Here is a 23,174-nt window from a genome sequence, read left to right on the forward strand (position 1 = left end):
CCCGCTACCGTCGCGAACCGTCTTTGCGCCTGGCGTCGCGTTGCGGCATGCATGGCAGCAGCACGGTGACGCGCAGGCCGCCTTCGGGGCGGTTTTCCAGGCTGATTTCGCCACCGTGCGCCAACGCGATGCTGTGCGCGGCCGATAGCCCCAAGCCGATACCGCCTGTATCGCGGTTGCGCGAGGCCTCGCCGCGGAAGAACGGCATGAACAACTGTTCGCGCTGCGCCGGATCGATGCCGGGGCCGTCGTCGTCGATGCGCAGGCGGCAGTTGCCGTTCCCGGCGGTCAGCGAAAGCCGCGCGCGCTGGCCGTACTTCAGCGCGTTATCGATCAGATTCGTGACCATCCGGCGCAACGCCAGCGGGTCGCCGCTCAGCACCACCGAGGCACCGGGCTCGAACGTCACCTCGTGGCCGGTGTCGATGAGGTCATCGACCACGCTTTCCACCAGCAGGCGGAAATCGAGCGGTTCGCGCAAGCCGGCGCGGCTGTGATCGCGGATGAAATCCAGCGCCGCGGCAATCATCGCCTTCATTTCGTCGATGTCGGCGGCGGCCTTTTCGCGCAGTGCAGGCGGGACGCCATCCAGACGGAACGCCAGCCGTGCCAGCGGCGTGCGCAAGTCGTGGGCGATGGCGGCGACCATATGCGTGCGCTCGTTGAGCAACCGGGCCAGGCGCGCCTGCATGGCATTGAACGAATCGGCGGCCTGCACCAGCTCGGGCGGACCGCTGCGCGGTAGCGCCGGCGCATCCGGATTCTGGCCCAGGCGGTCGGCGGCGTCGGCAAAGCGCCGTATCGGCGCGGCCAGCGCGCGCGAAAACCACCAGGCCATCGGCAGCGTGGCCAGCAGGCCCAGCACGAACAGCAGCGCCACCTGGCGCTTGAACCGGCCGGAAAGTCCGCGCCCGGCGTATTCGATCACGCGCCATTGGCCATCCGCCTGGCGAACGGCGGCGATGAAGTCCTCGTGCATGCCGAAGCGCATCGCCCGACCGTCCTGGAACGGCATCATCTCCGGCGGTACGCCCGGCGGCGAGCCCCCTTCCAGGTTCGGCGGCAGGCTCGGGAGCGGTCGGCCATACGGGAGCGTCCCATCGCGCGGTTCTGGCGGGAAGCCAGCGCCGACGCCTGGCAGCGGGTCCTCGGCGGGCAGTGGCCCGTCTTCCAGGCGCCGTTGGAACCTGACCTGGACAGGCGGCCCGTCTTCCAGCCGCCGGTAGAACCGGATCTGGGTAGGTTCCACTTCCAGCCACTGGGCCAGCACCGCCTGCATGCGCGGGTCTTCGCGGTAGCCCCTGGCATCGGGCATGGTCGGCGCCAGAGCCGTGGCGTATACCTTCAGGCGCGTGTTGTCGCTGGGCATCTGGCTGGACAGCAGCGCCACCACTTCCGGCAGATGTACCGGCGGCGAAAACACCGGAGTGCGCATCACCAGCAGCGCGATGCCGATGCCCTGCGCCACCAGCAGCGCCGCGGCCACCAGCAGGAAAGTGCGGACGAAGATGGAAAGGCGGCCCCGGCCGGCGCGCCTGATCACAGCCGCACGACCGTCGGCAGCAGCATGTAGCCTTCGTTGCGCACGGTGCGGATCAGCTCGGTCTGCACGCGCTCGTTGATCTTGCGGCGCAGGCGGCTGATCTGGCTGTCGATGGCACGGTCGTAGACTTCGCTGCCGCGTCCGCGCGCGTAGTCCAGCAACTGGTCGCGGCTCAGCACGCGCTGCGGATGTTCGACAAAGGTGCGCAGCAGCGAGAATTCGCCGTCGGAAAGATTGATGAAGATGCCGGTGGGGTCGCGCAGATCGCGACGCATCACATCCAGCCGCCAGCCGGCGAACTCGTAAAGATTGCCGCGCACATCCGTCGGTATCGCCGGCGACTGGCTGCGGCGCAGCAGCGCGCGCACCCGCGCCAGCAACTCGCGCGGGTTGCACGGTTTGGCCAGATAATCGTCCGCGCCCACTTCCAGGCCGATGATGCGGTCGGTATCGCTGCCCAGGGCGCTGAGCATGATCACCGCCGGCCCATGTTCGCTGGCCAACTGGCGGGCGGCGCTCAGGCCGTCCTCGCCCGGCATCATCACATCCAGGACCACCAGATCCGGACGGCGCGCCTCGATGGCGCGGCGCATTTCCGCCACGTTGTTGGCCGATTCGACCTGGTAGCCATGACCGGCCAGGAAGTCGGTGATCAACCGCCGCAGATCCGGATCGTCGTCGACGACCAGGATGAGTGATTGCATGTCCATATCGGCAGTCTCGGCGCTCATGGCATAGGAATAGCAGTCCAGTGTATTGAGCGTTTGTCCGGGCCGTAAAGAAGCTGACAAAAACGTTCAAGTTCCGTTGTTCGCCCATGCGCGCGGAGCCGAACCCTGCCGCTGCCTGAACGCTTCTGGCCGTGTGTCGGCGCTGACAAACACTGACACAACCGCGGCAAAACCGGTGGCGAAGCTAGGCCACCCACCGCAGATGCGCGACCCATGCCTTCGATACGCCTGATCAGCCGCAACAATGGCGTCGGTTTGAGCCGCGACCTGGAGGTGATGGCCGAAGCGCTGGATTCGCCCGGTTCGCTGATCGAGGTGGTCGGTTTCGGCTCCACCCGGGCCTTCAACTGGGGCCGCGAGGCCAGCCTGTGGGTGGCGCGCGGCCTGCGTGGCAGGGCGCGTACGCAGATCTTCTCCGAACGGGTCTATCCGCGCTGCCTGCCGTTGGGCCAGCGCAACCTGCTGGTGCCGAATCCCGAGTGGTTCCTGCCGAAATGGCACCGCTATCTTGGCTGCTTCGAGCAGGTGCTGTGCAAGACCCGGCATGCCGAAGCGGTGTTCCGCCGCCTGGGTTGCCGCACCCGTTACATCGGCTTCACCAGCCGCGACCGGTACGACCCGCAAGTGGCGCGCCGCCATGCGTTTTTCCATCTGGCCGGGCGCAGCGCCGCAAAGGGCACGCAGGTGCTGCTGGAGACCTGGAAGCGGCACCCGGAGTGGCCCACGCTGACGGTGGTGCAGCATCCGAAAGCGGCCAGGGAGGTCGCGACGGCAGCCAATATCGATCATCGCGTCGGCTATCTGGACGATGCCGGCCTGCGTCATTTGCAGAACGCGCACGCCTTCCATATCTGCCCGTCCGAGACCGAAGGCTTCGGCCATTATCTGATGGAGGCGATGAGCACCGGAGCGGTCGCCATCACCACCGATGCCGAACCGATGAACGAACTGGTCACGCATCGGCGCGGCATCCTGATTGTGCCGGCCGGAGCCCACCGCAACGGGCTGGTCAGATCCTACCGGGTCGATGCGCAGGGCATCGAGACCGCGGTTTCCCGCGCGTTGGCGTTGTCGCCCGCGCAGCGGTGGAGCCTGGCCTGCGAGGCGCGCGAATTCTTCCTTGCCAACGACCGCGCATTCCGCCAGCGCCTGCGCAGCGCGGTGCTGAGCGATGGCTGCAACCGGTTGACGGCGAGCGCATCGCATCACCTTGCCGACGACCCGGCATCGGCCATTGCCAATGATGGTTGAGCACGGCACATACCCGACCGCCAGCCGCGGCGATGGGACGGCTGGATGCGACCGGCACGCCGGCATCCTGGCGCGCGCATTCCTGGTCGGCTGTCCGCGCTCGGGCACCACGTTGCTGCAGAGTCTGCTGTCGGCGCACTCGGCGATCCACTCGCTGCCGGAAACGCATTTCTTCCAGAATCTGCTCCACAGCCAGGAGCATCGCCGGCTGGCGCATGCGCACCAGCCCCCGCACCGGCGTTGGCGGCGCCACCTGCAGGCATGCCGACGCAGTGCCATGGCGGCATGCGGTTGGGTGAGTGCCGGCCGCAGCCGCAGGAGTTGGGCCGCCATTCCGGAACTGGCCGGCATGCTGGCAACCCGCCCCCTCGCTGGCCTGCAGGCCTATCGCCTGAGCGCGCACGTCGGGCGCTTCGTCGATGCGTTGGACCAGCAAAGCCTGCAGACAGGTAAACGCATCTGGCTGGAGAAGACGCCGGACCATCTGTTCTATGCCGCGCAGATCCAGCGCCACGTCGCCGATGCGCGCATCCTCCACATCGTCCGCGATGGTGAGGAAGTGGTCGCCTCGCTGTACCGCGCCGCGCAGGACTATCCGGCGTGGCAGCCGTTTCTGGATATCGAGCGGGCGGCCGACCGCTGGAATCGCGCCCTGGCCGAGAGCCTGTCCTGGTGCGGCCACCGGCATCACCTGCTGGTGCGCTACGAAACCCTGTTGGCCGATCCGGTCCGGACGCTGTCGCACGTGCTGCGTTTCCTCGAATGCGCCGACGAGTCCGGCATCTGGGAGCGCCACGCGCGCGTGGCCCGCGATCTTATACGCGCGGACGAGCCCTGGAAACGAGCCAATTTTGGCGCCCTGACCGACCGCCGCAAGTTTCTCGATACCTTCACCCCCACTCAGCGCCTGCGCATCCGCTCGATGCTGCAGCGGCCGGACTGGTGGTCGCTGTCGCAGCTGCCGCAGGTGGTGGCGCGCCCTTGAAGCGGCAACGACAACCTCCTGTCCCAACCATCAGAAGCTCCTCCCGATAGCGTCAACAGACCCGTAGCATGGAGATCAAAACATGACGTCACCTTTTCTCAGACCTGCCGTAATGGCGATGGCGGCCGGCGCGCTGTCGTTTGCGATTCTGGCCGCAACCGCCGCTGCGCAGGCAGCGCCGCCGGCTGCCGATGGCGGCGAGTCGTCGCATCCGCCGCCCCCCGCCCATGGCCGCAATCCCGAGTTCGACGCGGCGATGCAGGCCTGTGCGGCAGAACAGGGCGTCGCGCCGCTCCCCGCTCCCGGGCATCGGCCCGCACCAGGCGAGCGCGGAGAGGCCGATGAAGGCAAAGGCAAGCGGCCGGACATGAAGAAGCTCGAAGCCTGCATGGCCGCCAAGGGTTTTGCCAGGCCAAGAGGCGGGCCGGGCGGCGACCGGCCGCCACCGCCGCCGGAACGCTGAAACCTGCGGTTGCCGCTGCGGTTCGCGGACCGCATTCCATCGGCGCGGACAGGTAGCCCGGCTTGCCGGCGCAGGCGCGGCAAGCGCCCCTGAAGCGGTTGTTGTCGCCATGGTTGCCGTCCCCTCGCCGCCGCGTAGGCGGGATCCGGCGACTTTCCCGCGCCCCAGGCAAAACGGTGTGGCGACTCCCCTCCTTCATTCGCGGAAGAGGCAAGCTCCCGATTCGAGCGACGACAGGACAGCCGGGGCTATGCGGTTCCTGAGACCGGCGAATCTGCCGGCAACCAACGGCGTGGCAGGTCGATGGTGAAGGCGCAGCCGGCGCCCGGAAGGTTGCCCACGCGGCGGATGCCTGCATTGGCCTGGACGCTGCGCCTGGCGATGGACGGGCCAGGCCCGAGCCGGCTGCTGTCGCAGCCGCCTTGAATGAAAGGCTGGGACAGCTTTTTTTGGCATTCTGCAGGCGCTTGCAGGGTGAAGATGGCCGCACCCGCCCGTCTTCGCGCCGCGCTCTCAAGCCCGGTCGCCATCCTTGCCGGTGCGCACCAGGAAACGCGCGCCGGTGCGGTTGGGAGCAGGGTCAAGCCGAATGCTCCAGCCATGGGCAAGGCAGATCTCCATGCAGATGGAAAGGCCAAGACCGGCACCCTCGCCGTCCTTGGGATTGCCGCGCCAGAATCGCTTGAACAGCTGCGCGCGGTGGTTCTCGGCGATGCCCGCGCCCTGATCCTGGACGCTGAAGCCGGCGGCATCGATGATCACGCGCACGGCGCTGCCCGGAGGAGAATGGTGTATGGCGTTTTCAAGCAGGTTCTTGACCAGGACAAAGACCGCCGCCGCATCGCCATCGACCGTTCCGTCGGGTGCGCCCTCTACGTCCACCGCCACGGCGACCTGCCGCTGCTCGGCCAGGCGGGCGAGATAGTCCACCGCGTCGTCGACGACCGCGCGGATGCCGAGCGGGGCGAACGAATAGTTGTGGCCCTCGCTGACCTCGGCCAGATGCAGCAGCTGATGGACCTGGCGCGCCATCAGCGCGGTGTCGCGCAACAGCAGCGCCTTGTTGGCCGCGCCACCCAGTTCGATCTCGGCCTGCAGCAGGGCCAGCGGCGTCTTCAGCTCGTGGGCGGCCGAGGCCAGGAATTCCTGCTGGACGCGGAAGCCGTTTTCCAACCGCGCCAGCGCCGCATTGAAGGCTTCGATCATCGGCACCACTTCGGAGGGAAGGCCTTCGCTCCGTAGCCGGGTGCCCAGATTCCGGGGGCCGACGCTTGCGGCGGCCTGCGAGGCCTGCCGCAACGGCCGCACCATGCGATTGACGGTCAGATAGACCACCAGCGCAAACGTGGCCAACGCCAGCAATACCGTGATGGCGCCTGCGCGCAAATAGAGTTCGCCGGCGTAGTCGTTCAATGTCGTCACCAGCCGGTCGCTGCGCGCGACCCGGACGGTGTAGCGGCTTCCCTCATGGGCGATCGTCTCCTGGGTGACCTGCAGCCGGATGTCGGCGCCGCCGCTCTTGACCGGCATGATCCGCGCCGACGGCGGCATTGCCATGAGCGCCTGCAATGCGGGGCCGTCAGGGCTATGGGCCACGGTTCGTTTGCCGGCGTCGATGAGCAGGTAGGCGGCATCCTTGGGCATGGCGTCATAGGTATTTGCGGTTTCGGGCTTCAGGAACACCCTGACATTGCCGTCCGGATCGATGCGCAGCCCTTTTTCGATATGTTCCACCTCGTCGGCAAGCTCGGCGCGCAGAACCGCATCGGGCGAGCTGGGCCAGATGAAGGCCGACATGACCAGGACGGCGGCGATGGTCGCGGCGATCACGGCAAGCATCGTTGCGGCCATCAACCGCCCGGTCAGGCTACGCGGGAGCATCTTCATGGCGCAGGGCGAACCCCAGGTTGCGGATGTTGACGATGGACAGGCCGGCGTCGATGGCGCCCAGCTTCCTGCGCAGCCGGTGCAGGGCCACATCCAGCGCATTGGGCGTGACCGCCTCGGTTACGCCCCATGCCGCCGCCTCCAGCGCGCTGCGGCGGACGACCTGGCCTGCCGCGCGTACCAGGCAAATCATGATCTGCAGCTCGGCCGAAGCCAGGCTGATCTGTTCGCCGGCACAGCTCATGCAACCGGCTTCCGGCAGCACCTGCAGACCGCGGTGCACCAGTTGCAGGTCGCGCAGTTCGGGCGGGCGACGCATGAGCGCGCGCACCCGCGCGGCCAGCTCCTCCATTGCGAAGGGCTTGGGCAGATAGTCGTCGGCACCGGCATCCAGTCCATCCACGCGGTCGCGCAGCGCGTCGCGCGAGGTCAGCATCAGGCAGGGCGTGCGATTGCCGGCCGCGCGCATGCGCCGGACCAGTTCGAGGCCGTCGCCATCGGGCAGGCCGCGGTCGATGATCGCCGCAGCGTAGGCATGCTGGACGACACCGTGCCAGGCCGTATCCAGGTTATGGAAGGCATCGACCGCGATTCCCGCAGCGCCCAGGCCCCGTTCCACCAGAACGGCCAGGCGTTCGTGATCTTCGACCAGCGCGATTCTGTTGGGAAGGAGAAAGGGTTGGGACATGAGCGGCCAGGGAAGGAAGCGGGTCGGACCGGTCAGAAGCTGCGGCTGATACCGATCATCAGTCTTGCCGAGCCGTCGGTGTCGGGCTCGATGAGCGGGCTTTCGGTGATCTCGTTGGGGAGGAACTTGTAGTCGAGCGATCCTTGCAGTTTCCACTTCTCCCCCAGCGGCCGGGAGAATCCGATGCTCACCTGGGGCACCACCGCCGAGCCAGGCTGGTAGAAGGGCACGCCACGGGCGATCTCTTCGTCCAGGGTGCCATAGTAATAGTTGACCAGGTCGTCGGACATCCAGCGCACGCCGATCCCTGGCACCACCGTGGTCCGGCCCCAGTGCAGGGCGTAGGCGTAGTCGGCGGCCACTTCGTACCCGCCGCTGGCGTCGGTGACGTCGACCAGCGCACGCAGCTTGAACTCGCCCGCGCGCCCGCTCCAACTGGTTGCCAGGCCCGCGTCCAGCCCATCGTCGCGATCGTCCAGCAGGCTGGCATCGATGCCGTTGCGGGCCAGTTCCTGGCGGCCGAGATCCTCGATGTCGAAGCCATCGAAGCGGCCGGCGACGATTACGTCCAGGCTGAAGGTGTCGCCCTTGATGGCATGCACGCCACCGGACAGGCCGCGCCAGAACACGCGGTCTCCATCGAAAGTCAGCAGCGGAAATGGACGCACCCGCGTGTCCTCGCCCGCGTAGGGACTGTCGCTCATGGACGCGGCCAGGCCGAGCGTCCATCGGTCGTCGTCCGCCTTTGCCAGCAGATCGCTGCTGGAGGTTTGAGCAAAGGCAAGTGCGGGAATCAGGAAAGGCACGGTAGCGATGTACTTGAGCATGGGGCGCGGCTTCATGGGGGAGGGCGGACGAGTCTTGCCGCCGGCGACTTACGCGCGACTTACGCGTGGCCGCTGATAGGCCTCCCGTTCAGCTGGCTCGACACTCGCCTTTGCCGGTGACCCGGGCATGCGCAGGGCGCAGCCATCATCGCGGGTACACCGCCGATCGCGGTTCCATTCGCGCATGGCGACGAGGGGACCGGCTTGGCCTGCTGTCCGTTTCTGGACGCGGGCCGGATGCGGACGTTGCGCGGTAGCATTCAGGACCTGTACCGATCTCTGGAGTCCTCGTGTCCTCGTTTTCCGATCCGCAAGCTGTCGCCCGGTATGCCGAAGGCCCTGTCAGGCAGGTACCGGGTTTTCATGCCCTGCAACAGATGGCGGCCCTGCTTCTGGCCGAGTCCGTTCCCGAAGATGGCCATGTCCTGGTTCTCGGTGCCGGTGGCGGCCTGGAACTGAAGGCCTTCGCCGAGGCGCAGGCGCACTGGCGCTTGCTGGGTATCGATCCGTCAGCCGAGATGCTGAAGCTGGCCAATGCCACGTTGGGTCCGCTTGCCTCGCGCGTGCAGTTGCTCGAGGGCTATATCGACGCCGCGCCGGAGATTCCATTCGATGGCGCGACCTGTCTGCTGACCCTGCATTTCCTCTCGGTCGAAGAACGCTTGCATACGCTGCGGGAACTGAAACGACGCTTGAAGCCGGGAGCGCCGCTCATCGTCGCCCATCACAGCTTTCCGCAAGGCGAGCGCGAGAAGGCGCGCTGGCTGGAACGGTACGCAGCGTTCGCGGTGTCGTCCGGGATTCCCTGGGCGAATGCGAAGACGGCCATCGATGCCATCGGCGCCCGGCTTCCCGCGTTGTCGCCGGAGCAGGATGTCGCGCTGATGCAGCAGGCGGGCTTCGAGACGATTGAACTGTTCTACGCAGGATTCACGTTCAAAGGCTGGGTCGCTTACGCGCCAGCGCAGTAGCCAGGCCGCAAGCGCAACGCCAGTGCGGTTGAAGCCTGATGGCGGGATCGAATCCCGCTTGCCATTGAAGATGCGCAGCGTTGTGCCGCGCTGGCGGGAGGCGTTGAGGGATCGCATCGCTGCCGGTGCCCGCCGGCAGCGCCGAACGTAGCCAGGCCGTGTCATCGGCGGCAGTGGAGGTTCCCCGCGCCTGGAAAAACCCCCGATGTTACGCACGCCTGTAACGAACGCTTCGGACAATGCCCGATTGTCGCCTGGCGGCGACGGACTTCTCCACTCATCGAAGGGTTCATGGCTCATGTACGGTCTGCGTGGTTACCCCTACGGTCGCATTGCGATGGCAATAGCGATCGCGTTTGCTGCTCCCGTGCTGTCGAACGCGCAGGAGGCGGCGGTTGCGGGCCCTGAGGCGACGGCGACTTCCGCTTCCGGGGAACGCGACAAGGTCAGCGATCTGGACGCGGTCGTCGTTACCGGTTCGGCCCGGACCCAGCGCCGTTTCGACGCTTCCTATGCGGTCAATTCGCTGACCGCGGAGGAAGTGCAGAAGCTGGCGCCCAAGAGCTATGCCGACCTGCTGGGCAACGTGCCGGGGATCCATGTCGAATCGACCGGCGGCGAAGTGCAGAACATCACCCGCCTGCGCGGCATTCCGACCGACCGCGGCTACATCATTTTCCAGCAGGACGGCTTGCCGCTGTACCACGAAATCGACGGGCACTTCTTCAACTCCGGCGAAGGCATGCACCGCTTCGATGTCATGAACCAGCGCGTGGAAGTCGTGCGCGGCGGTCCGGCGCCGATCTACGCCAGCGGCGGCGCGGCCATCGTCAACAACATCCTGGCCGAGGGCGGCGACCAGACCAAGGGCAAGGCCCAGCTCACGCTGGGCGATACCGGGCTCTACCGCGGCGAGGTCTATCAATCGGGCGCCCTTTCCGAGGACACCTACTATGCCGTAGGCGGCTTCCTTCGCCACCACGACGGCTATCGGGACAACGGCTTCCCCAACGATCAGGGCGGCCAGTTGCGCGCCAACCTCAAGCACTACATGGAAGACAGCTGGATGAAGGTCAGCGCCACCTTCGTCGACGACCACAACGTCTTCTACCTGCCGATCCCGATTGCCGATCCGCGCGATCCGTCGGTGTCGCTGGATCCGTACCTGGACTACTTCACCGGTACGATGAACTCGCCTTCGCTGCGCAACGTGAACCTGAAGTACCTGGATTCGGCCGGTGTCATGCAGAGCCTGCACCGGGATCTGGCCGATGGCCGCCATATGCGCTTCGGCAACATCGGCTTCCAGTACGAGAACAGCGCCGGCGACTGGGTCGTCTCGCTCAAGTCCGGCTACACCAAGGGCAAGTTGAGCTTCGATGCGCTCTACTCCACCACCAATCCGGTCGACGGCAACACGTTCGCCAACAGCTACCTGAGCCGGGCGCAGGGCGCTTTCGGCGCGGATGTCGCGTCGATGGGCTATGCCCTGGCCGGCAGCAACGGCGCGACGGCCTACGACCCGTATTCGGCTTCCGGCCTGGTGATGTCGGCGCAGTACCGCGCCATCGAATCGGAGTTCTATTCGGCGCAGGCGGACCTGAGCGCGGCCCGCCGCTTCGAAACCGCGTCCGGCGCGCACGATCTCAATATCGGCGTCTATACCGCGTTCTACGGCACCACGGCGTTCACCGCCTACCAGGACATGCTGCTGGAAGTCGCGGGCAAGCCAAGGACGCTGGACCTGGTGGCCTACTCGGCCCAGGGCGCGCCGCTGGGTTACGTCACCGACAACGGTGTGCTGCGCTACACGACCACGCTCAACGCCGGCGAGGTCGATGCCAAGATGTTTGCGGTTTACGTCAACGACACCTGGGAAATCACCGACAGGCTCAAGCTGGACGCCGGCCTCCGCCACGAGCGCTACAGCTATGACGGCTATGCCCAGCAGACCGTCAGCGCCGACCTGGGCGACGCCGACACGCTGGCCGACGATACCACCCGGCGCTTCAGCGGCGCTACCCAGACGCACAACATCGATCCGTCGGTCACCAACTGGACGGTCGGCCTGAACTACGACTTCACCGCCACCTTCGGCGCCTACGGCCGCGCTTCGCATGTGGAAATCGCGCCGCAGTCCAGCGTCGCACGCAGCATCGATCCGACCATTGTCGAGACCAAGACCGATCAGTACGAACTGGGCCTGAAGGCGACCTTCGATCGCGCCTATCTGTACCTGACAGCGTTCTACACCAAGTTCGACCCGCTCAATGCCTCGTTCGTGGCCTACAACCCGGTCACCGGCCGCAACGACCAGTCGGTGCCTTTCATCGGTACCGCGGTGTCGAAGGGCGTCGAGATAGACGGCATGTTCAGGGCTTCGGACTGGTTCTCGCTGGCCGGCGCGGTGACGGTCAGCGACCCGCAGTACAGGAACCTGCAGAACAGCGCCGGCGCGGATCCCAGCGCGGTCAACGGCAACCAGATCGTCCGCGAGCCCAAGCTCTACGGCAATATCCGCCCGACCTTCAGGTTCCTGGCCGGCAACGACGAGATCGAGGCCTATCTTCGCTACGATTTCGTCGGCAAGGCCTACGTGGATCTGTTCAACCGCACGGCGTTGCCTTCCTACCAGACGCTGGGCCTCGGGCTGTCCTGGAAGCGCGGCCCCTGGGGCGTGCAACTGGTCGGCGACAACCTGACCGATGAGAAAGGCCTGACCGAAGGCAATACCCGCACCGACGCGTTGGCAGGCCAGGGCTCGAGCGAGGCGATTTACGGCCGTCCGTTGTTCGGCCGCAATTTCCGCCTGGTACTGAGCCGGAGCTGGTGATGCGTTTCGCGCTGCTGCTGTGCATGGCCGTGGCCGCGTTGCAACCGGCATTCGCGGCCACCGCGGAAGACAGCGTAACCGCCGCGCTCGGCCAGCGTCTGTTTCCGGTGGTCGCTGCGATGGACCGGTCGCAGGCGAACGTAAAGGTCCGCTCGATGCTGGCCGAGCGAGATCGCCGTCTTGCCGCCTGCGCGGAGGATGCGGCTTGCAAGGTCGATGCGTCGGTCTGGAAGGAACACGAGATGGGCCTGGTAGCGCAGATGGCCGCTGCCGATGGAACCTCTGCCGAGGCCCGCGAGCGCCGCGACGCCGTCATTCGCGAGCTGGTGGGGCTCAACGCCGTCCTCGAGGTCTATGGCAAAGGCGGCACCCCGCGCTATCCGCAGATCGACGGTCCGATAGGGAAGCAGGGCAGCCGGCGGCTCGCCGCCGACGTCGCCGTGGCCGCCTCCATCAGCGAGCTGGGCCGCGAAGAAGCGGTCGCCGCGTTCGATCCCAGTATCGGCCTGGCGCTGGCCTTGCTCGACGCGAATGAACGCCTGGACGCCATCGCCTTCGAGCCGCTCGACGGCGGTCTCAACTCGGACGCCTTCCAGCATGCCCGGGGACTGGACTGGTCGCGCTACCGCTACACCGCGATCATCGTCCTTGGCGCCGGACCGGAAGACCTGCTGACGCCGCTGAGCGCACGCGGCAAGCTGCACGTCAAGGTTGCCGCCCAGCGCTACTTCAGCGGTCTGGCGCCCTTCATCATCGTGAGCGGCGCGGCCGTGCATCCGCGCGGGACGCGCTCCGTCGAGGCCGTCGAAATGCGCCGCGCATTGATCGAACGTTACCGGGTGCCGGCGCATGCGATCGCGATCGAACCCTACGCGCGGCATACGACCACCAACCTGCGCAACGCCGCGCGGCTGCTGATGGCGATGAAGGCGCCGATGGATCGCGACGCGCTGGTCCTGAGCGACCCGCCGCACATCGACGCGGTGGAAAGCGCCGAGTTCGTTGCGCGCAACCGGCGCGAACTGGGTTACCAACCCGGCAGCGTGGGGGAACGCACTTCGTCCTTCGATATCGTTTTCCGTCCGTCCCCGGACTCGGCCCGGGTCGATCCGCTCGATCCGCTCGATCCCTGAGCCTTCGCGAGCCGGGCATGCGGAAGATGCCAGCCGCGGCGTTGCTATCGGCGTCGCCCTGCAGCCATCGGGCCAGGCTGCAGGCAAGCCCAGGCTATCGTCGACCCGCTGAGACGCAAGGAAGGGTGATGGTGAATTTGCTGCCCCGATTCCTCCCGCTGCTCTGAGCGGTTACCGTGCCCTGATGCGCTGCGACGAGTTCGTGCACCAGGGCCAGGCCTATGCCAAGGCCGCCGCTGTGCAACGTCAGGGCGCCGGCCTCCTGCACGAACAGATCGAAAATATGCGGCAGCGCATGGGGAGGGATGCCGATGCCGTTGTCGGAAACCGTTATCCTGACCTCATCCCCGGCGGCCTCGATGCCCACTTCGATATGGCCGCCCGCAGGGGTGTACTTGGAGGCGTTGTCCAGCAGATTGCTGAAGATCTGCCGCAGGCGCACCTTGCTGCCGCGCACAAGTATGGGCTTCGAAGACAATTTCGTTTCAATGGTCTGAAAGCGGTCGGCAATGTGGGAGGCATTGGTTTCCACCGCATTGGCCAGGATGGCGTTGACATCCACCTCGCTGAGCTCCATGCGTAGCTTGCCCGTGTTGACCCGGGATACATCGAGCAGGTCTTCTATCAGGTAAACCAGGTGCCTGACTTCGTCTTCTATGACCGTCTTCAGCCGCTTGGGCTGCGCTTCGTCAGCGCCCCCTAGGCTCAACATGTCGGCAGCCAGTTGGATGGCGGTCAGCGGATTGCGCAGTTCGTGGGCAACCATCGCCAGAAACTTGATCTCGTTGTCGCGCGCCTGATCCGCGAGATCCTTGAGTTCGTGAGCGGCAAGGGCGGTCATGACCAGTTGCTCGTTGACCTGCCTCAGCTGGGCCACGCCCGGTCGCTGCGACGGCTTGAGCGCCGATGGCTTGCGTAGACGCGGCGCGGCCGGCTCGGCAGCCGGCGCATTGCAGGCGATCCGCGTCGACTCCTGAAAACCGAAACGGCTGCCTCCCAGCCGTTTGACCACATACATGGCGCTGTCTGCCATCTCGATCAGCTGCGGGCCCGTAGACGCATCCAGGGGATAGATGGCGATGCCAATGCTGGCGGTCAGGCTCAGAACATGCCCGCCAACCTGGGTGGGCACGGCCAGGGCTTCCAACATCTTCGCCGCAATGTCGGCCGCGTCGCCCAGGTGGGAAAGTTCGCTGAGCAGCACGACAAACTCGTCGCCGCCATGCCGGCTGACCGTATCGGTGCTGCGGACCACGGATTCGAGCCGGCGCGCCGCCAACTGCAGCGCGGCATCGCCGGCGGCATGGCCCAGGGAGTCGTTTATCAGCTTGAGGTGATCGATATCCACGAACAGCACGGCCATCAACGCGCCGTGGCGCTTGGCCATCCCTATCGCATTCTCCAGCCGCTCCAGCGTAAGAGCCCGGTTGGGCGTATTCGTCAGCGCATCCCGTTGACTGGAAACGATCAAGCCTGCCAGGCTCGCTTTCGCGCTTTCAGCTACCGCGCTGGCATCAAGGGCCGCAATCAGGAGCTTCTCATTGGCCTCCCGCAGCTCCTGGGTGTGGTCTGCATGGTCCTGTTGGTGAAGCGCGGCCAGATTGCGTCGCAATCTCGTTAACTCGGCGCGGATCGCATCGGCCTGCGAGGTGAGCGCCGCCAAACTGCCGGAAGCGGCGTCTTGCTCGCTTTTGGGCGGTTTTTTCATGTCGATCCGGACAGCCGCACGGCGTCAGCCGCCAGCTTGGCCGCCGGCCTCGGTTGCGCCGGAACGCTCCGGACGGCCGCCGAGCAGGCCACGGTAGTCGGGCATCATCTCGCCAATCCGGATTCCCCCGTCGTCGATTACGAACTGCCGAAGCTCATTGGAGTGCGCAGCTGCGCGCACCTTGACCACCGCCATTACGCGCAGCAGGCGGCTCTCCACTTCTATGTATCGTTGCACGATGATCGCATCGGTGAGAAACGCCGCACCGTATGGACTGAACCTCAGATCCGTGTAGCGGTCCTCCAGTTCGGAGGTCATCAGCATGCTGACGCCGGTGCTGACCACGGCGTTCACCATCTGGCAAAGGGATTGCCGGTAATTGTCGGTAAACGTAGGCGCCAGCATCAGCTCGAAGCCGGACAACGAGTCCAGAACCACGCGGGTGGCATTGAGCCGTTTGATTTCGGCCAGGAGCAGCGCGGTCACTTCCTCCACCGACAGGTCCGCTTGCTGCGCGCGAATCAGGCCGACATCTCCGCTATCGACAAGGTCCGAAACGATCCGGCTGCGCGATAGCTTGGGACGCTGTTCGAACGAGGCAATCACCGATTTTTCGCCGCAGCGGGCGCCCTCGGCCAGGAACTGGCCGGCCAGGATGCTTTTACCGGAGCCTGACGGCCCCGCCACAAGCAGCGAATAGCCGCGTGGCAATCCACCCCCCATCATCTCGTCCAGGCCGGGCACTCCCATGCTGAGCGGAGGGCCTGCGGGCGGCGCGGCAAGCTCGGTGCCCTGAATCGAGACCTGGGCCGGGGGAAACACCTGGATTCCGGCGCTGCCGATGCGAAACGTGTGCTGGCCGGGAATCGAGGCCTGGCCGCGCATCTTGATGACCTCGATTTTCCGAACCACCGAGTTTCGGTCCAGGCTTTGCCGCAGCCAGATCAGCCCGTCGCTGACCGTGAACACGGGGTTCGGTTCGTTCTCGCTGAAGTACTCGCCAATCAGGAAGGTCGTCGCCTGCCAGTTGGTCATCAACATCCCCAGTTCCTGCACGAACTGTTGCAGGCCCATGGAGGCAGGCTCGTGGGTGCGGCTGGCGATGACGACAGCGCGGAAGGAATCGACGAAAACCAGGCCAGGGGAATGGGCTTCCACCGCCTGGACGATGCGGGCGAGCACCGCGCGCAGGTCGCCGGACTGCATTTCCTCCGACAGGTTTATGAAGTGAACCGAGCGGCCGATGGCAGCTTCGTCGAAAAAATGGAACTGCTGCTGGTATCGCAGCATCTTCAGCGGCGGCTCGCCGAGCACGGTAAAGAAGACCGCAGGCTTCTCGATCGTGGCCAGGGAAAACATTATCTGATGCGCCAGAGTCGTCTTTCCGCTGCCGGGCGGGCCAGCGATGATGTTGAAGGAAAATTCCGGCAGCCCGCCCCCAAGGATTTCGTTCAGGCCCGCAACACCCGTCCCCAGGCGGTTGATGTTCGCTTTTTTACTCATGAGGAGTTTCCTGCACGGCATGGCCGCTGGGTGAAGGGTCGAACATCGGGTGAAGCAGACGCTCCGTGAGCGCTGCGCCGATCAGGCTCGCCAGGACGGCATGGAGGGTCGTAAACAGCGCCTCGGCGATTTCGAGCGCGTCCGCAGCCGGTTGCCGGGCTATGGCCGATTGCAACGTTGCATAGTCGTTGCCTGCGCCATCTTCGCCATGCGGCGAATCCGCCCATGAGGCGTCTTGGCCTATCAGGAACAGGCTGCGGCGGTACAGCGCCGAAACGCCGCGGTCGCCGATGACCGGCGCAAGGGCCGAATGGAACGCATGCATTTTCTCAGCGGCGACCGCCGCGATGCGGTCGGCGCCGGCCCCTTCGGCCGCTAGCCGGGATAAAGCAGACGCAATGGTGTCTGACTTGGCTTCCATCGCATATGGTCCCATACCCGTATTAACGCGGTCTTCACGGGGCACAGTACTCCGAAAGCGACGCCGCTGCGCATCACTCAACCCTGCCAACGCATCCGCTGGCGTTTACCGGCCTTGGCCAGCGGCCGCTTCGATCTTCACCGCGGTGCCGCTGACCCGGATGCCCGCGCGCCGATCCTGCGGGACGGAAACGGCCAGCCGGCTGGGACGGCCCAGGTCATCGCCTTGACGGATGGCGAAGCTCCGCTGCGCCGGCAGTGCGTCGTGGGCGGCAAGATAGGCGCCCAATGCAGCCGCTGCGGCGCCGGTGGCGGGATCCTCGACCACGCCGCCGGGCGGGAACGGATTGCGGGCATGGAACGTCTGCGCGTCTTCGCGCCAGACCAGGTTCACCGTGGTCCACCCGCGTTGCGCCATCAGGGCGGCGAGCGCGTCGAAGTCGTAGTCCAGCTGCGCCAGACGCGACCGCGTGGCCGCGAAGATCACCGGATGCCAGGCGCCGGCGTAGGCCAAGGCGGGCGGCAGCGCCGGGTCGAGTTCGTCGCTGCGCCAATCCAGCGAGGCCAGTATCAGATCGAGGTCTTCCGCACCCAGCGGCACGACCTGCGGTTCGACGCTGACCAGCGTGGCCATCAGCGCTTCATCGACGGACACGCGCACCAGCCCGGCCCGCGTATGCAGCAACCGCTCGCCAGGGCCGTAACGCTCGGCATGGGCCACGGTTGCGGCGATGGTGGCGTGCCCGCAGAAACTCACCTCGGCGAGCGGACTGTAGTAGCGCGCGTCGAAGGCACCGTCGGCCCGCGGCAGCAGAAAGGCGGTTTCGGAATAGCCGATCTGGGCGGCGATGCGTTGCATGTCGGCATCGGACATCGCCCGCGCATCGAGCACCACGCCGGCGGGATTGCCGCCGTCCGGGTCGGTGGTGAAGGCGCTGTAGCGCAGGACAGGAGGGCTCATCGTGTTTCTCCGGCAGGTTGTTCGATGCGGCCGGTGGACGCATCCAGCCGCACTACCAGGTAGCGAAGGAAGAACTGCGTTGCCGGCCCGACACCGAGCGCGAACACCACGGTGCCGACGCCGACCGTGCCGCCCAGCGATACGCCAACGATGAGCACGGCGACTTCGATGACGGTACGGACCCGGCGGATGGACCAGCCGGTCCGCCGCGCCAGGCCGGTCATCAGGCCGTCGCGCGGCCCCGGCCCCAGTTGCGCGCCCACATACAGGGCCGTGGCCAGCGCGCACACCAGCACGCCGCCGAGCAGGTAGGCGCAGCGCAGCGGCAAGCCCTCCGGCGCGTCCAGCAACGCCAGGTTGACGTCCGCGAACGGTCCCAGCAGCAGAGTGTTGGCCAGCGTGCCCAGGCCCGGCATCTGGCGCAGCGGAATCCACGCCAGCAGCACGGCGGCCGCGGTGACGATCATGACCATGCCGAAGGACCACGGCAGGTGCAGCGAAGCGCCCAGGTGGAAGACATCCCACGGCGAGGCGCCCACCGCACCTTCGATCATCAAAGCGATAGCCAGGCCGTACAGCCACAGGCCCAGCAGCAGCCGCAGCAAGCGTTCCGGCAGCCGCCCGGCGCGGAGTTGCGCGATGGGCCCCAGATTGGCCAGCCCGGAAGGAGGAGTCGTGGTCTTCATGGGGCCACCATCGCGTCAATTGGCTCTTTTCCATAGAGCCAATCGTGCGATAGTGGCCTCATGAACCGCGCGCTTGCCCCGGATCGCCTTGCCGTGCTGGTCGGTGCCTTCGACCGCGCGCCGGCCTACCGCGGCCTGCGGCTGGCATTGCAGGAACTGATTGGCGATGGCCGGATTGCCATCGGCACCCGCCTGCCCAGCGAGCGTGCCGTCACCGCGGCGCTGGGCGTTTCCCGCAACACCGTCACCCGGGCCTATGCGGATCTGGTTGCGGCCGGCTTCGCCGTCGCCCGGCAAGGGGCGGGAACCTATGCGGCCGCGCCTATCGACCTGCGCCGCGCACACGACCATGCGCTGCATTCGTTTGCCGCGACGCAGTCGGCCGAAGGCGCGATAGACCTCAATTGCGCGGCCGGCGCGGCAACGCCCGGTGTCGCTGCCGCGTACCAGCGTGCGCTGGACGCGCTGCCGTCCTATCTGGCCAGCGATGGCTATCTGCCGTCGGGACTGCCGGGGTTGCAGGCCATCATTGCCGAGTCGTACGTGCGGCGCGGCCTGCCCACGGCCGCCGCGCAGATCGTCATCACCTCCGGCGCGCTTTCGGGCATTGCCATCGCCGCCCGCGCGCTGTCGCGCCCGGGCGACCGCATCATGATCGAATCGCCGGTGTACTCGAACGCCATCGAGGCGCTGCGGCTGGGCGGCGGCCGCCTGATCAGCGCGCCGTTGTCCGATCCGCTGGGCGATGAAGGTTGGGACATGCACGGTATCGAAGCCACGTTGCGGCAGACCTCGCCGCACCTGGCCTACCTGATTCCGGATTTCCAGAACCCCACCGGCTTCCTGATGGGCGACGCGGCGCGCGCGCGGTACGCCGCTGCGCTGCGCAGGGCGCGCACCATCGCCATCGTCGACGAAACGCTGCAACCGACCAGCCTGTCCGATGAGCCGATGCCCGCGCCGTTCGCCAGGCATGCGGCCGACGCCATCACCATCGGCAGCGCATCGAAGATGTTCTGGGGTGGCTTGCGGGTGGGATGGATCCGGGCTCCGCGCGAACTGGTCAGCCGGATCGTCGCCGCACGCGTGCAGATCGACCTGGGCAGTTCGCTGTTCGATCAGTTGGTGGTGGCCGAATTGTTCGGCGCCGCCGACATCCGTGCGGCCCGCCGCGAACAGCTGCGGCAACGTCGCGATGCGCTTGCGCAGGCCCTGGCGGAGCGACTGCCCGGTTGGCGCTTCCGCCTTCCTGGCGGCGGCCTCACCTTATGGGTGCAGATGCCCCATGGCAGTGCAACCCGCTTGGCCGCCGACGCCGAACGCGCCGGTGTCCATCTGGCGCCAGGCCCGGTTTTCAGCGTTGAAGGCGGAGCCGATCATTGGCTGCGCCTCCCGTATGCCAAGCCGGAGGAGGCGTTGAGGCTGGCGGTTGCACGCATCGCCGGTCTCTGGTCGGCCCACCCGCACGAGTCGAAGCCCAAGCAGCGCCGCGAGCCGGCCAGGCGCCTGATCGCGTAGCGCAGATGATGGCGCGGCCACTGCATCGCTGCATGCGGACGTAACGCGCATTCCTCTTCCGCAGCGGCGGCGGCCAACGGTGTTTCCATACCTGCTCTGTGGCAACTGAACGGAAGAACCGCGACGCGCATCAACCGTCCGGCGCCTACTACCACAGGTTTATTGCCAGAAAATTTAATTCCTGTTAATGATTGCTGCGACGCAGCAAGTGTTCAGGACTTGCTGCCTATCGGAGAGATGTCACTAAACAGCAACGCAACTTTTTGGCTTTTTGGGGAGCATGCATGAACAAGAGAGAGAGAAATTACGCCCGCGTTTCAAAAACGCGATTGGCGTCAGCAGTGAAATGGGCGCTGGCCGCAGCGGTACTGTCGGCCAGCGGGGCGGCATTGGCGCAGACGGCCGAACCAGCGAACGCACCGGCCGATGAACCGGCCACCCTGGAAACGGTGTCGGTGCTGGGCAGCCGCAGCCAGCCGCGCTCGGTGTCCTCTTCGGCGGTGCCGATCGACATCATCAGCGCGGAGGAATTCCGCAACCAGGGCGCAACCGACGCGCTCGACCAGCTGCGCGTGCTGGTGCCTTCGTTCAACGTCAGCACGATCCCGATCGACGATGCCGCCAGCCTGATCCGCCCGGCCAACCTGCGCGGCCTGCCGCCGGACAATACGCTGCTGTTGGTCAACGGCAAGCGCTTCCACCGCGCGGCGGTCATCACCTTCCTCGGCCACGGCCTGTCCGACGGCTCGCAGGGTCCGGACCTGTCGGTGTTCCCGTCGCTGGCGCTGGATCAGGTTGAAGTGCTGCGCGACGGCGCCGCGGCGCAGTACGGCTCGGACGCCATTGCCGGCGTCATCAACTTCGGCCTGAAGAAGCTGCGCGAAGGCGGCACGGCCGAGGTCTTTGCCGGCCAGTACTACGAAGGCGACGGCTTCACCACGCAGTACTCGGCGCAGATCGGCCTGCCATTGACCGAAAACGGTTTCGCCACGCTGACCGCCGAATGGCGCGAGGCCGACGCCACCTCGCGCAGCGTGCAACGCGACGATGCCGCGGCGGCGATAGCGGCCGGTTACCCGGGCGTGCCCACTCCGGCGCAGATCTGGGGTTCGCCGGAAGTGAAGGAGGACTTCAAGTTTGTCGCCAACCTGGGTGTTTCCACCGACAGCGTGGACTTCTACCTGTTCGGCAACTACGCCAAGCGCGATGTGGACGGCGGCTTCTACTTCCGCGACCCGACCGCGCGTTCTGGCGTGTACTCCAACGATGGCGGCCAGACCCTGCTGGTAGGCGACATGACCGGCGCCGGCGGTTGCCCGACCATCGCACTGCGCGACGGCGCCGGCAACCTGATTCCCTACAGCACGGTCAGCGCCGCGGTGAGTGCGCTGCCGTCCAACTGCTTCAGCTTCCTGTCGATGCTGCCGGGCGGGTTCACCCCGCGCTTCGGCGGCAAGCTGGAAGACAGTTCGATCGTGGCCGGCGCCAAGGGCACCTGGGGCAGCAACTGGCACTGGGACGTGAGCGCTTCGTACGGCCGCAACGACATCGAGTTCATCATCTACAACACGGTCAATGCCTCGCTCGGGCCGGATCAGCCCGACGGCCTGTACTTCAGGCCCGGCGGCAACACCCAGACCGAAAAAGGCGTCAACTTCGACGTCGGCCGCGATTTCGAGACCAGCTTCACCGCCGAACCGCTGCGGCTGGCGATGGGCGCCGAATGGCGCGAGGAGAGCTTCGAGATTGCCGCCGGCGACGCCGCCTCCACCGGTATCGGCCCGCTGACCGAACAGGGCTTCGCGCTGGGCTCCAACGGCTTCAACGGTTTCAGCCCGCGTACCGCCGGCACCTTCGACCGCAGGAACTGGGCGGTGTACCTGGACACGGAAGCGCAGTTCACCGAGCAGCTGCTGCTGGCCGCAGCCGTGCGGCATGAGGACTTCGACGACTTCGGCAGCACCACCAACGGCAAGCTGACCGGCCGTTTCGACTTCACCGATACCTTCGCCGTGCGCGGCGCCGTCAACACCGGTTTCCGCGCCCCCACTCCGGGCCAGGCCAACATCAGCCAGATCAGCACGGTGTTCGGCGGCACCGCCCTGGTCGACATCGCCACGCTGCCGCCGACCAACCCGATTGCCGCATTGAAGGGCGCCCAGCCGCTGACCCCGGAAGAGTCGGTGAACTTCTCGCTGGGCATGGTCTGGAGCAGCGGCGACTGGCTGGTCACCGTGGACGGCTACCGCATCGAGGTGGACGACCGCATCGCGCTGAGCACCAGCTTCGAACTGACCGACGAAGAGCGCGCGGCGCTGGTGGCATCGGGCAATCCGGAGGCCGCCTCAATCTCCGAAGTGACCTATTTCGGCAATGCCTTCGACACCACCACCACCGGCCTGGACGTGGTGACCAGCGTGGAGACCGATCATTTTGGCGGCACCACCACCTACTCGCTGGCGGCCAACTGGAACAAGACCGAGGTGGACCGCTACGACGCCAACTTCATCAACGAGGCGCGCGTGTACAAGCTGGAGGAATCCCTGCCCAAGACCAAGGGCTACTTCAGCGTCAACCACCAGCGCGAGGTCTTCCACGCCAACCTGCGCGTGAGCTACTACGGCTCGTGGTACGAAGACCACCTGGACAGCGGCGTGGTTTCCGCCGACGACGGCGGTCTGCCCATCTACGAAGGCAGCGCGGTCATCGTGGACGCGGAGATCGGCTGGAAGTTCGCCTCAGGCCTGTACGTCAATGTCGGCGCGCAGAACCTGTTCGACAAGACCCCGGGCGACAACCCGTGGGGAGCGTCGGTGGCTGGCGCGCAGTACCCGGTGCATTCGCCGTACGGCTTCAACGGCGGCTTCTACTACGCGCGGGTGGGCTGGAAGTTCTAGGCCCGGCCCTGACACAGTCGCAACGGTGATGTTGTGCGCGATGCCCCCGCACGTCGGGGGCATCGCGTTTGCGGCACCGCCCGCGCACGCACCTCGGCCGGACGGGTCCGGAGCAACGCTGTTCAAGGCGCATCCTCAAGCCATCCATGGGCTTGGTCCACGCCAGCAT

18 protein-coding genes are annotated in these 23,174 nt (G+C 66.4%); 8 read left to right on the forward strand and 10 right to left on the reverse strand.

Annotated elements, in window-relative coordinates; all coding sequences use genetic code 11:
* Positions 1 to 4: 4 nt before the first annotated feature.
* Both CRO39_RS14945 and CRO39_RS14950 read right to left on the reverse strand, forming a co-directional pair.
* Positions 5 to 1,540, reverse strand: a complete 1,536-nt coding sequence (locus CRO39_RS14945) for a sensor histidine kinase (RefSeq protein ID WP_425479710.1) — start codon at positions 1,538 to 1,540, stop codon at positions 5 to 7.
* A complete protein-coding gene (locus CRO39_RS14950; protein ID WP_097122821.1) occupies positions 1,540 to 2,253 on the reverse strand; it encodes a response regulator in 714 nt (237 codons plus the stop codon). The genes CRO39_RS14945 and CRO39_RS14950 overlap by 1 nt, the downstream gene beginning before the upstream one ends.
* Positions 2,254 to 2,487: 234 nt before the next feature.
* Between CRO39_RS14950 and CRO39_RS14955 the strand changes: the two genes are divergently transcribed.
* The 3 genes from CRO39_RS14955 (at position 2,488) to CRO39_RS14965 (ending at position 4,973) form a co-directional block, all read left to right on the forward strand.
* Positions 2,488 to 3,525, forward strand: a complete 1,038-nt coding sequence (locus CRO39_RS14955) for a glycosyltransferase (protein ID WP_097122751.1) — start codon at positions 2,488 to 2,490, stop codon at positions 3,523 to 3,525.
* Positions 3,515 to 4,510, forward strand: a complete 996-nt coding sequence (locus tag CRO39_RS14960; protein ID WP_141400819.1) for a sulfotransferase family protein — start codon at positions 3,515 to 3,517, stop codon at positions 4,508 to 4,510. Before CRO39_RS14955 ends, CRO39_RS14960 begins: the two co-directional genes overlap by 11 nt.
* An 82-nt stretch (positions 4,511 to 4,592) precedes the next feature.
* Positions 4,593 to 4,973 carry a hypothetical protein gene (locus tag CRO39_RS14965; RefSeq protein WP_141400820.1) on the forward strand — a complete coding sequence of 127 codons (381 nt, stop codon included), beginning with the start codon at positions 4,593 to 4,595 and terminating at the stop codon, positions 4,971 to 4,973.
* A gap of 513 nt (positions 4,974 to 5,486) precedes the next feature.
* On the opposite strand, the gene CRO39_RS14975 is transcribed toward CRO39_RS14965, so the two are convergent.
* Genes CRO39_RS14975 through CRO39_RS14985 form a run of 3 tightly spaced genes read right to left on the reverse strand, consistent with a single transcriptional unit; the run spans position 5,487 to position 8,390 of the window.
* Positions 5,487 to 6,860: a sensor histidine kinase gene (locus CRO39_RS14975; protein ID WP_162125806.1), complete on the reverse strand. Its 1,374-nt coding sequence runs from the start codon at positions 6,858 to 6,860 to the stop codon at positions 5,487 to 5,489.
* A complete protein-coding gene (locus tag CRO39_RS14980; protein WP_097122755.1) occupies positions 6,841 to 7,548 on the reverse strand; it encodes a response regulator transcription factor in 708 nt (235 codons plus the stop codon). Before CRO39_RS14980 ends, CRO39_RS14975 begins: the two co-directional genes overlap by 20 nt.
* Before the next feature lie 32 nt (positions 7,549 to 7,580).
* Positions 7,581 to 8,390, reverse strand: a complete 810-nt coding sequence (locus CRO39_RS14985) for a MipA/OmpV family protein (protein ID WP_238394624.1) — start codon at positions 8,388 to 8,390, stop codon at positions 7,581 to 7,583.
* Positions 8,391 to 8,665: 275 nt separating this feature from the next.
* On the opposite strand from CRO39_RS14985, the gene CRO39_RS14990 reads away from it, so the two are divergent.
* From CRO39_RS14990 to CRO39_RS15000, 3 genes are all read left to right on the forward strand, one after another.
* Complete coding sequence (locus tag CRO39_RS14990; RefSeq protein ID WP_097122756.1) at positions 8,666 to 9,346, forward strand: class I SAM-dependent methyltransferase; 681 nt, start codon at positions 8,666 to 8,668, stop codon at positions 9,344 to 9,346.
* Positions 9,347 to 9,683: 337 nt separating this feature from the next.
* Positions 9,684 to 12,179 carry a TonB-dependent receptor gene (locus tag CRO39_RS14995; protein ID WP_097122757.1) on the forward strand — a complete coding sequence of 832 codons (2,496 nt, stop codon included), beginning with the start codon at positions 9,684 to 9,686 and terminating at the stop codon, positions 12,177 to 12,179.
* Positions 12,179 to 13,312 (forward strand): YdcF family protein, encoded by a 1,134-nt coding sequence (locus CRO39_RS15000; protein WP_097122758.1) that lies wholly within the window; start codon positions 12,179 to 12,181, stop codon positions 13,310 to 13,312. The genes CRO39_RS14995 and CRO39_RS15000 overlap by 1 nt, the downstream gene beginning before the upstream one ends.
* Before the next feature lie 94 nt (positions 13,313 to 13,406).
* On the opposite strand, the gene CRO39_RS15005 is transcribed toward CRO39_RS15000, so the two are convergent.
* The 5 genes from CRO39_RS15005 to yczE form a co-directional block, all read right to left on the reverse strand.
* Positions 13,407 to 15,020, reverse strand: a complete 1,614-nt coding sequence (locus CRO39_RS15005) for a diguanylate cyclase domain-containing protein (protein WP_097122759.1) — start codon at positions 15,018 to 15,020, stop codon at positions 13,407 to 13,409.
* A 24-nt stretch (positions 15,021 to 15,044) separates the two neighbouring features.
* Positions 15,045 to 16,523 carry an ATPase domain-containing protein gene (locus CRO39_RS15010; RefSeq protein ID WP_097122760.1) on the reverse strand — a complete coding sequence of 493 codons (1,479 nt, stop codon included), beginning with the start codon at positions 16,521 to 16,523 and terminating at the stop codon, positions 15,045 to 15,047.
* Positions 16,516 to 16,944, reverse strand: coding sequence for a hypothetical protein (locus tag CRO39_RS15015; RefSeq protein ID WP_141400822.1), 429 nt, complete (start codon positions 16,942 to 16,944; stop codon positions 16,516 to 16,518). The genes CRO39_RS15010 and CRO39_RS15015 overlap by 8 nt, the downstream gene beginning before the upstream one ends.
* A gap of 105 nt (positions 16,945 to 17,049) precedes the next feature.
* Positions 17,050 to 17,904, reverse strand: a complete 855-nt coding sequence (locus tag CRO39_RS15020) for a PhzF family phenazine biosynthesis protein (protein WP_097122762.1) — start codon at positions 17,902 to 17,904, stop codon at positions 17,050 to 17,052.
* Entirely contained in the window at positions 17,901 to 18,590 is a 690-nt protein-coding gene (gene yczE, locus CRO39_RS15025) for a membrane protein YczE (RefSeq protein WP_097122763.1), read from the reverse strand. Before yczE ends, CRO39_RS15020 begins: the two co-directional genes overlap by 4 nt.
* A 60-nt stretch (positions 18,591 to 18,650) precedes the next feature.
* Here yczE and yczR point away from each other — a divergent pair, with 60 nt between their 5' ends.
* Complete coding sequence (gene yczR, locus CRO39_RS15030; protein ID WP_097122764.1) at positions 18,651 to 20,108, forward strand: MocR-like transcription factor YczR; 1,458 nt, start codon at positions 18,651 to 18,653, stop codon at positions 20,106 to 20,108.
* A 341-nt stretch (positions 20,109 to 20,449) separates the two neighbouring features.
* A complete protein-coding gene (locus CRO39_RS15035; RefSeq protein ID WP_238394626.1) occupies positions 20,450 to 23,005 on the forward strand; it encodes a TonB-dependent receptor plug domain-containing protein in 2,556 nt (851 codons plus the stop codon).
* Positions 23,006 to 23,174 lie beyond the last annotated feature (169 nt).

Origin of the sequence: Pseudoxanthomonas wuyuanensis (assembly GCF_900215535.1) — a bacterium.
In the GTDB taxonomy this organism is placed as follows: Bacteria; Pseudomonadota; Gammaproteobacteria; order Xanthomonadales; family Xanthomonadaceae; genus Pseudoxanthomonas_A; species Pseudoxanthomonas_A wuyuanensis.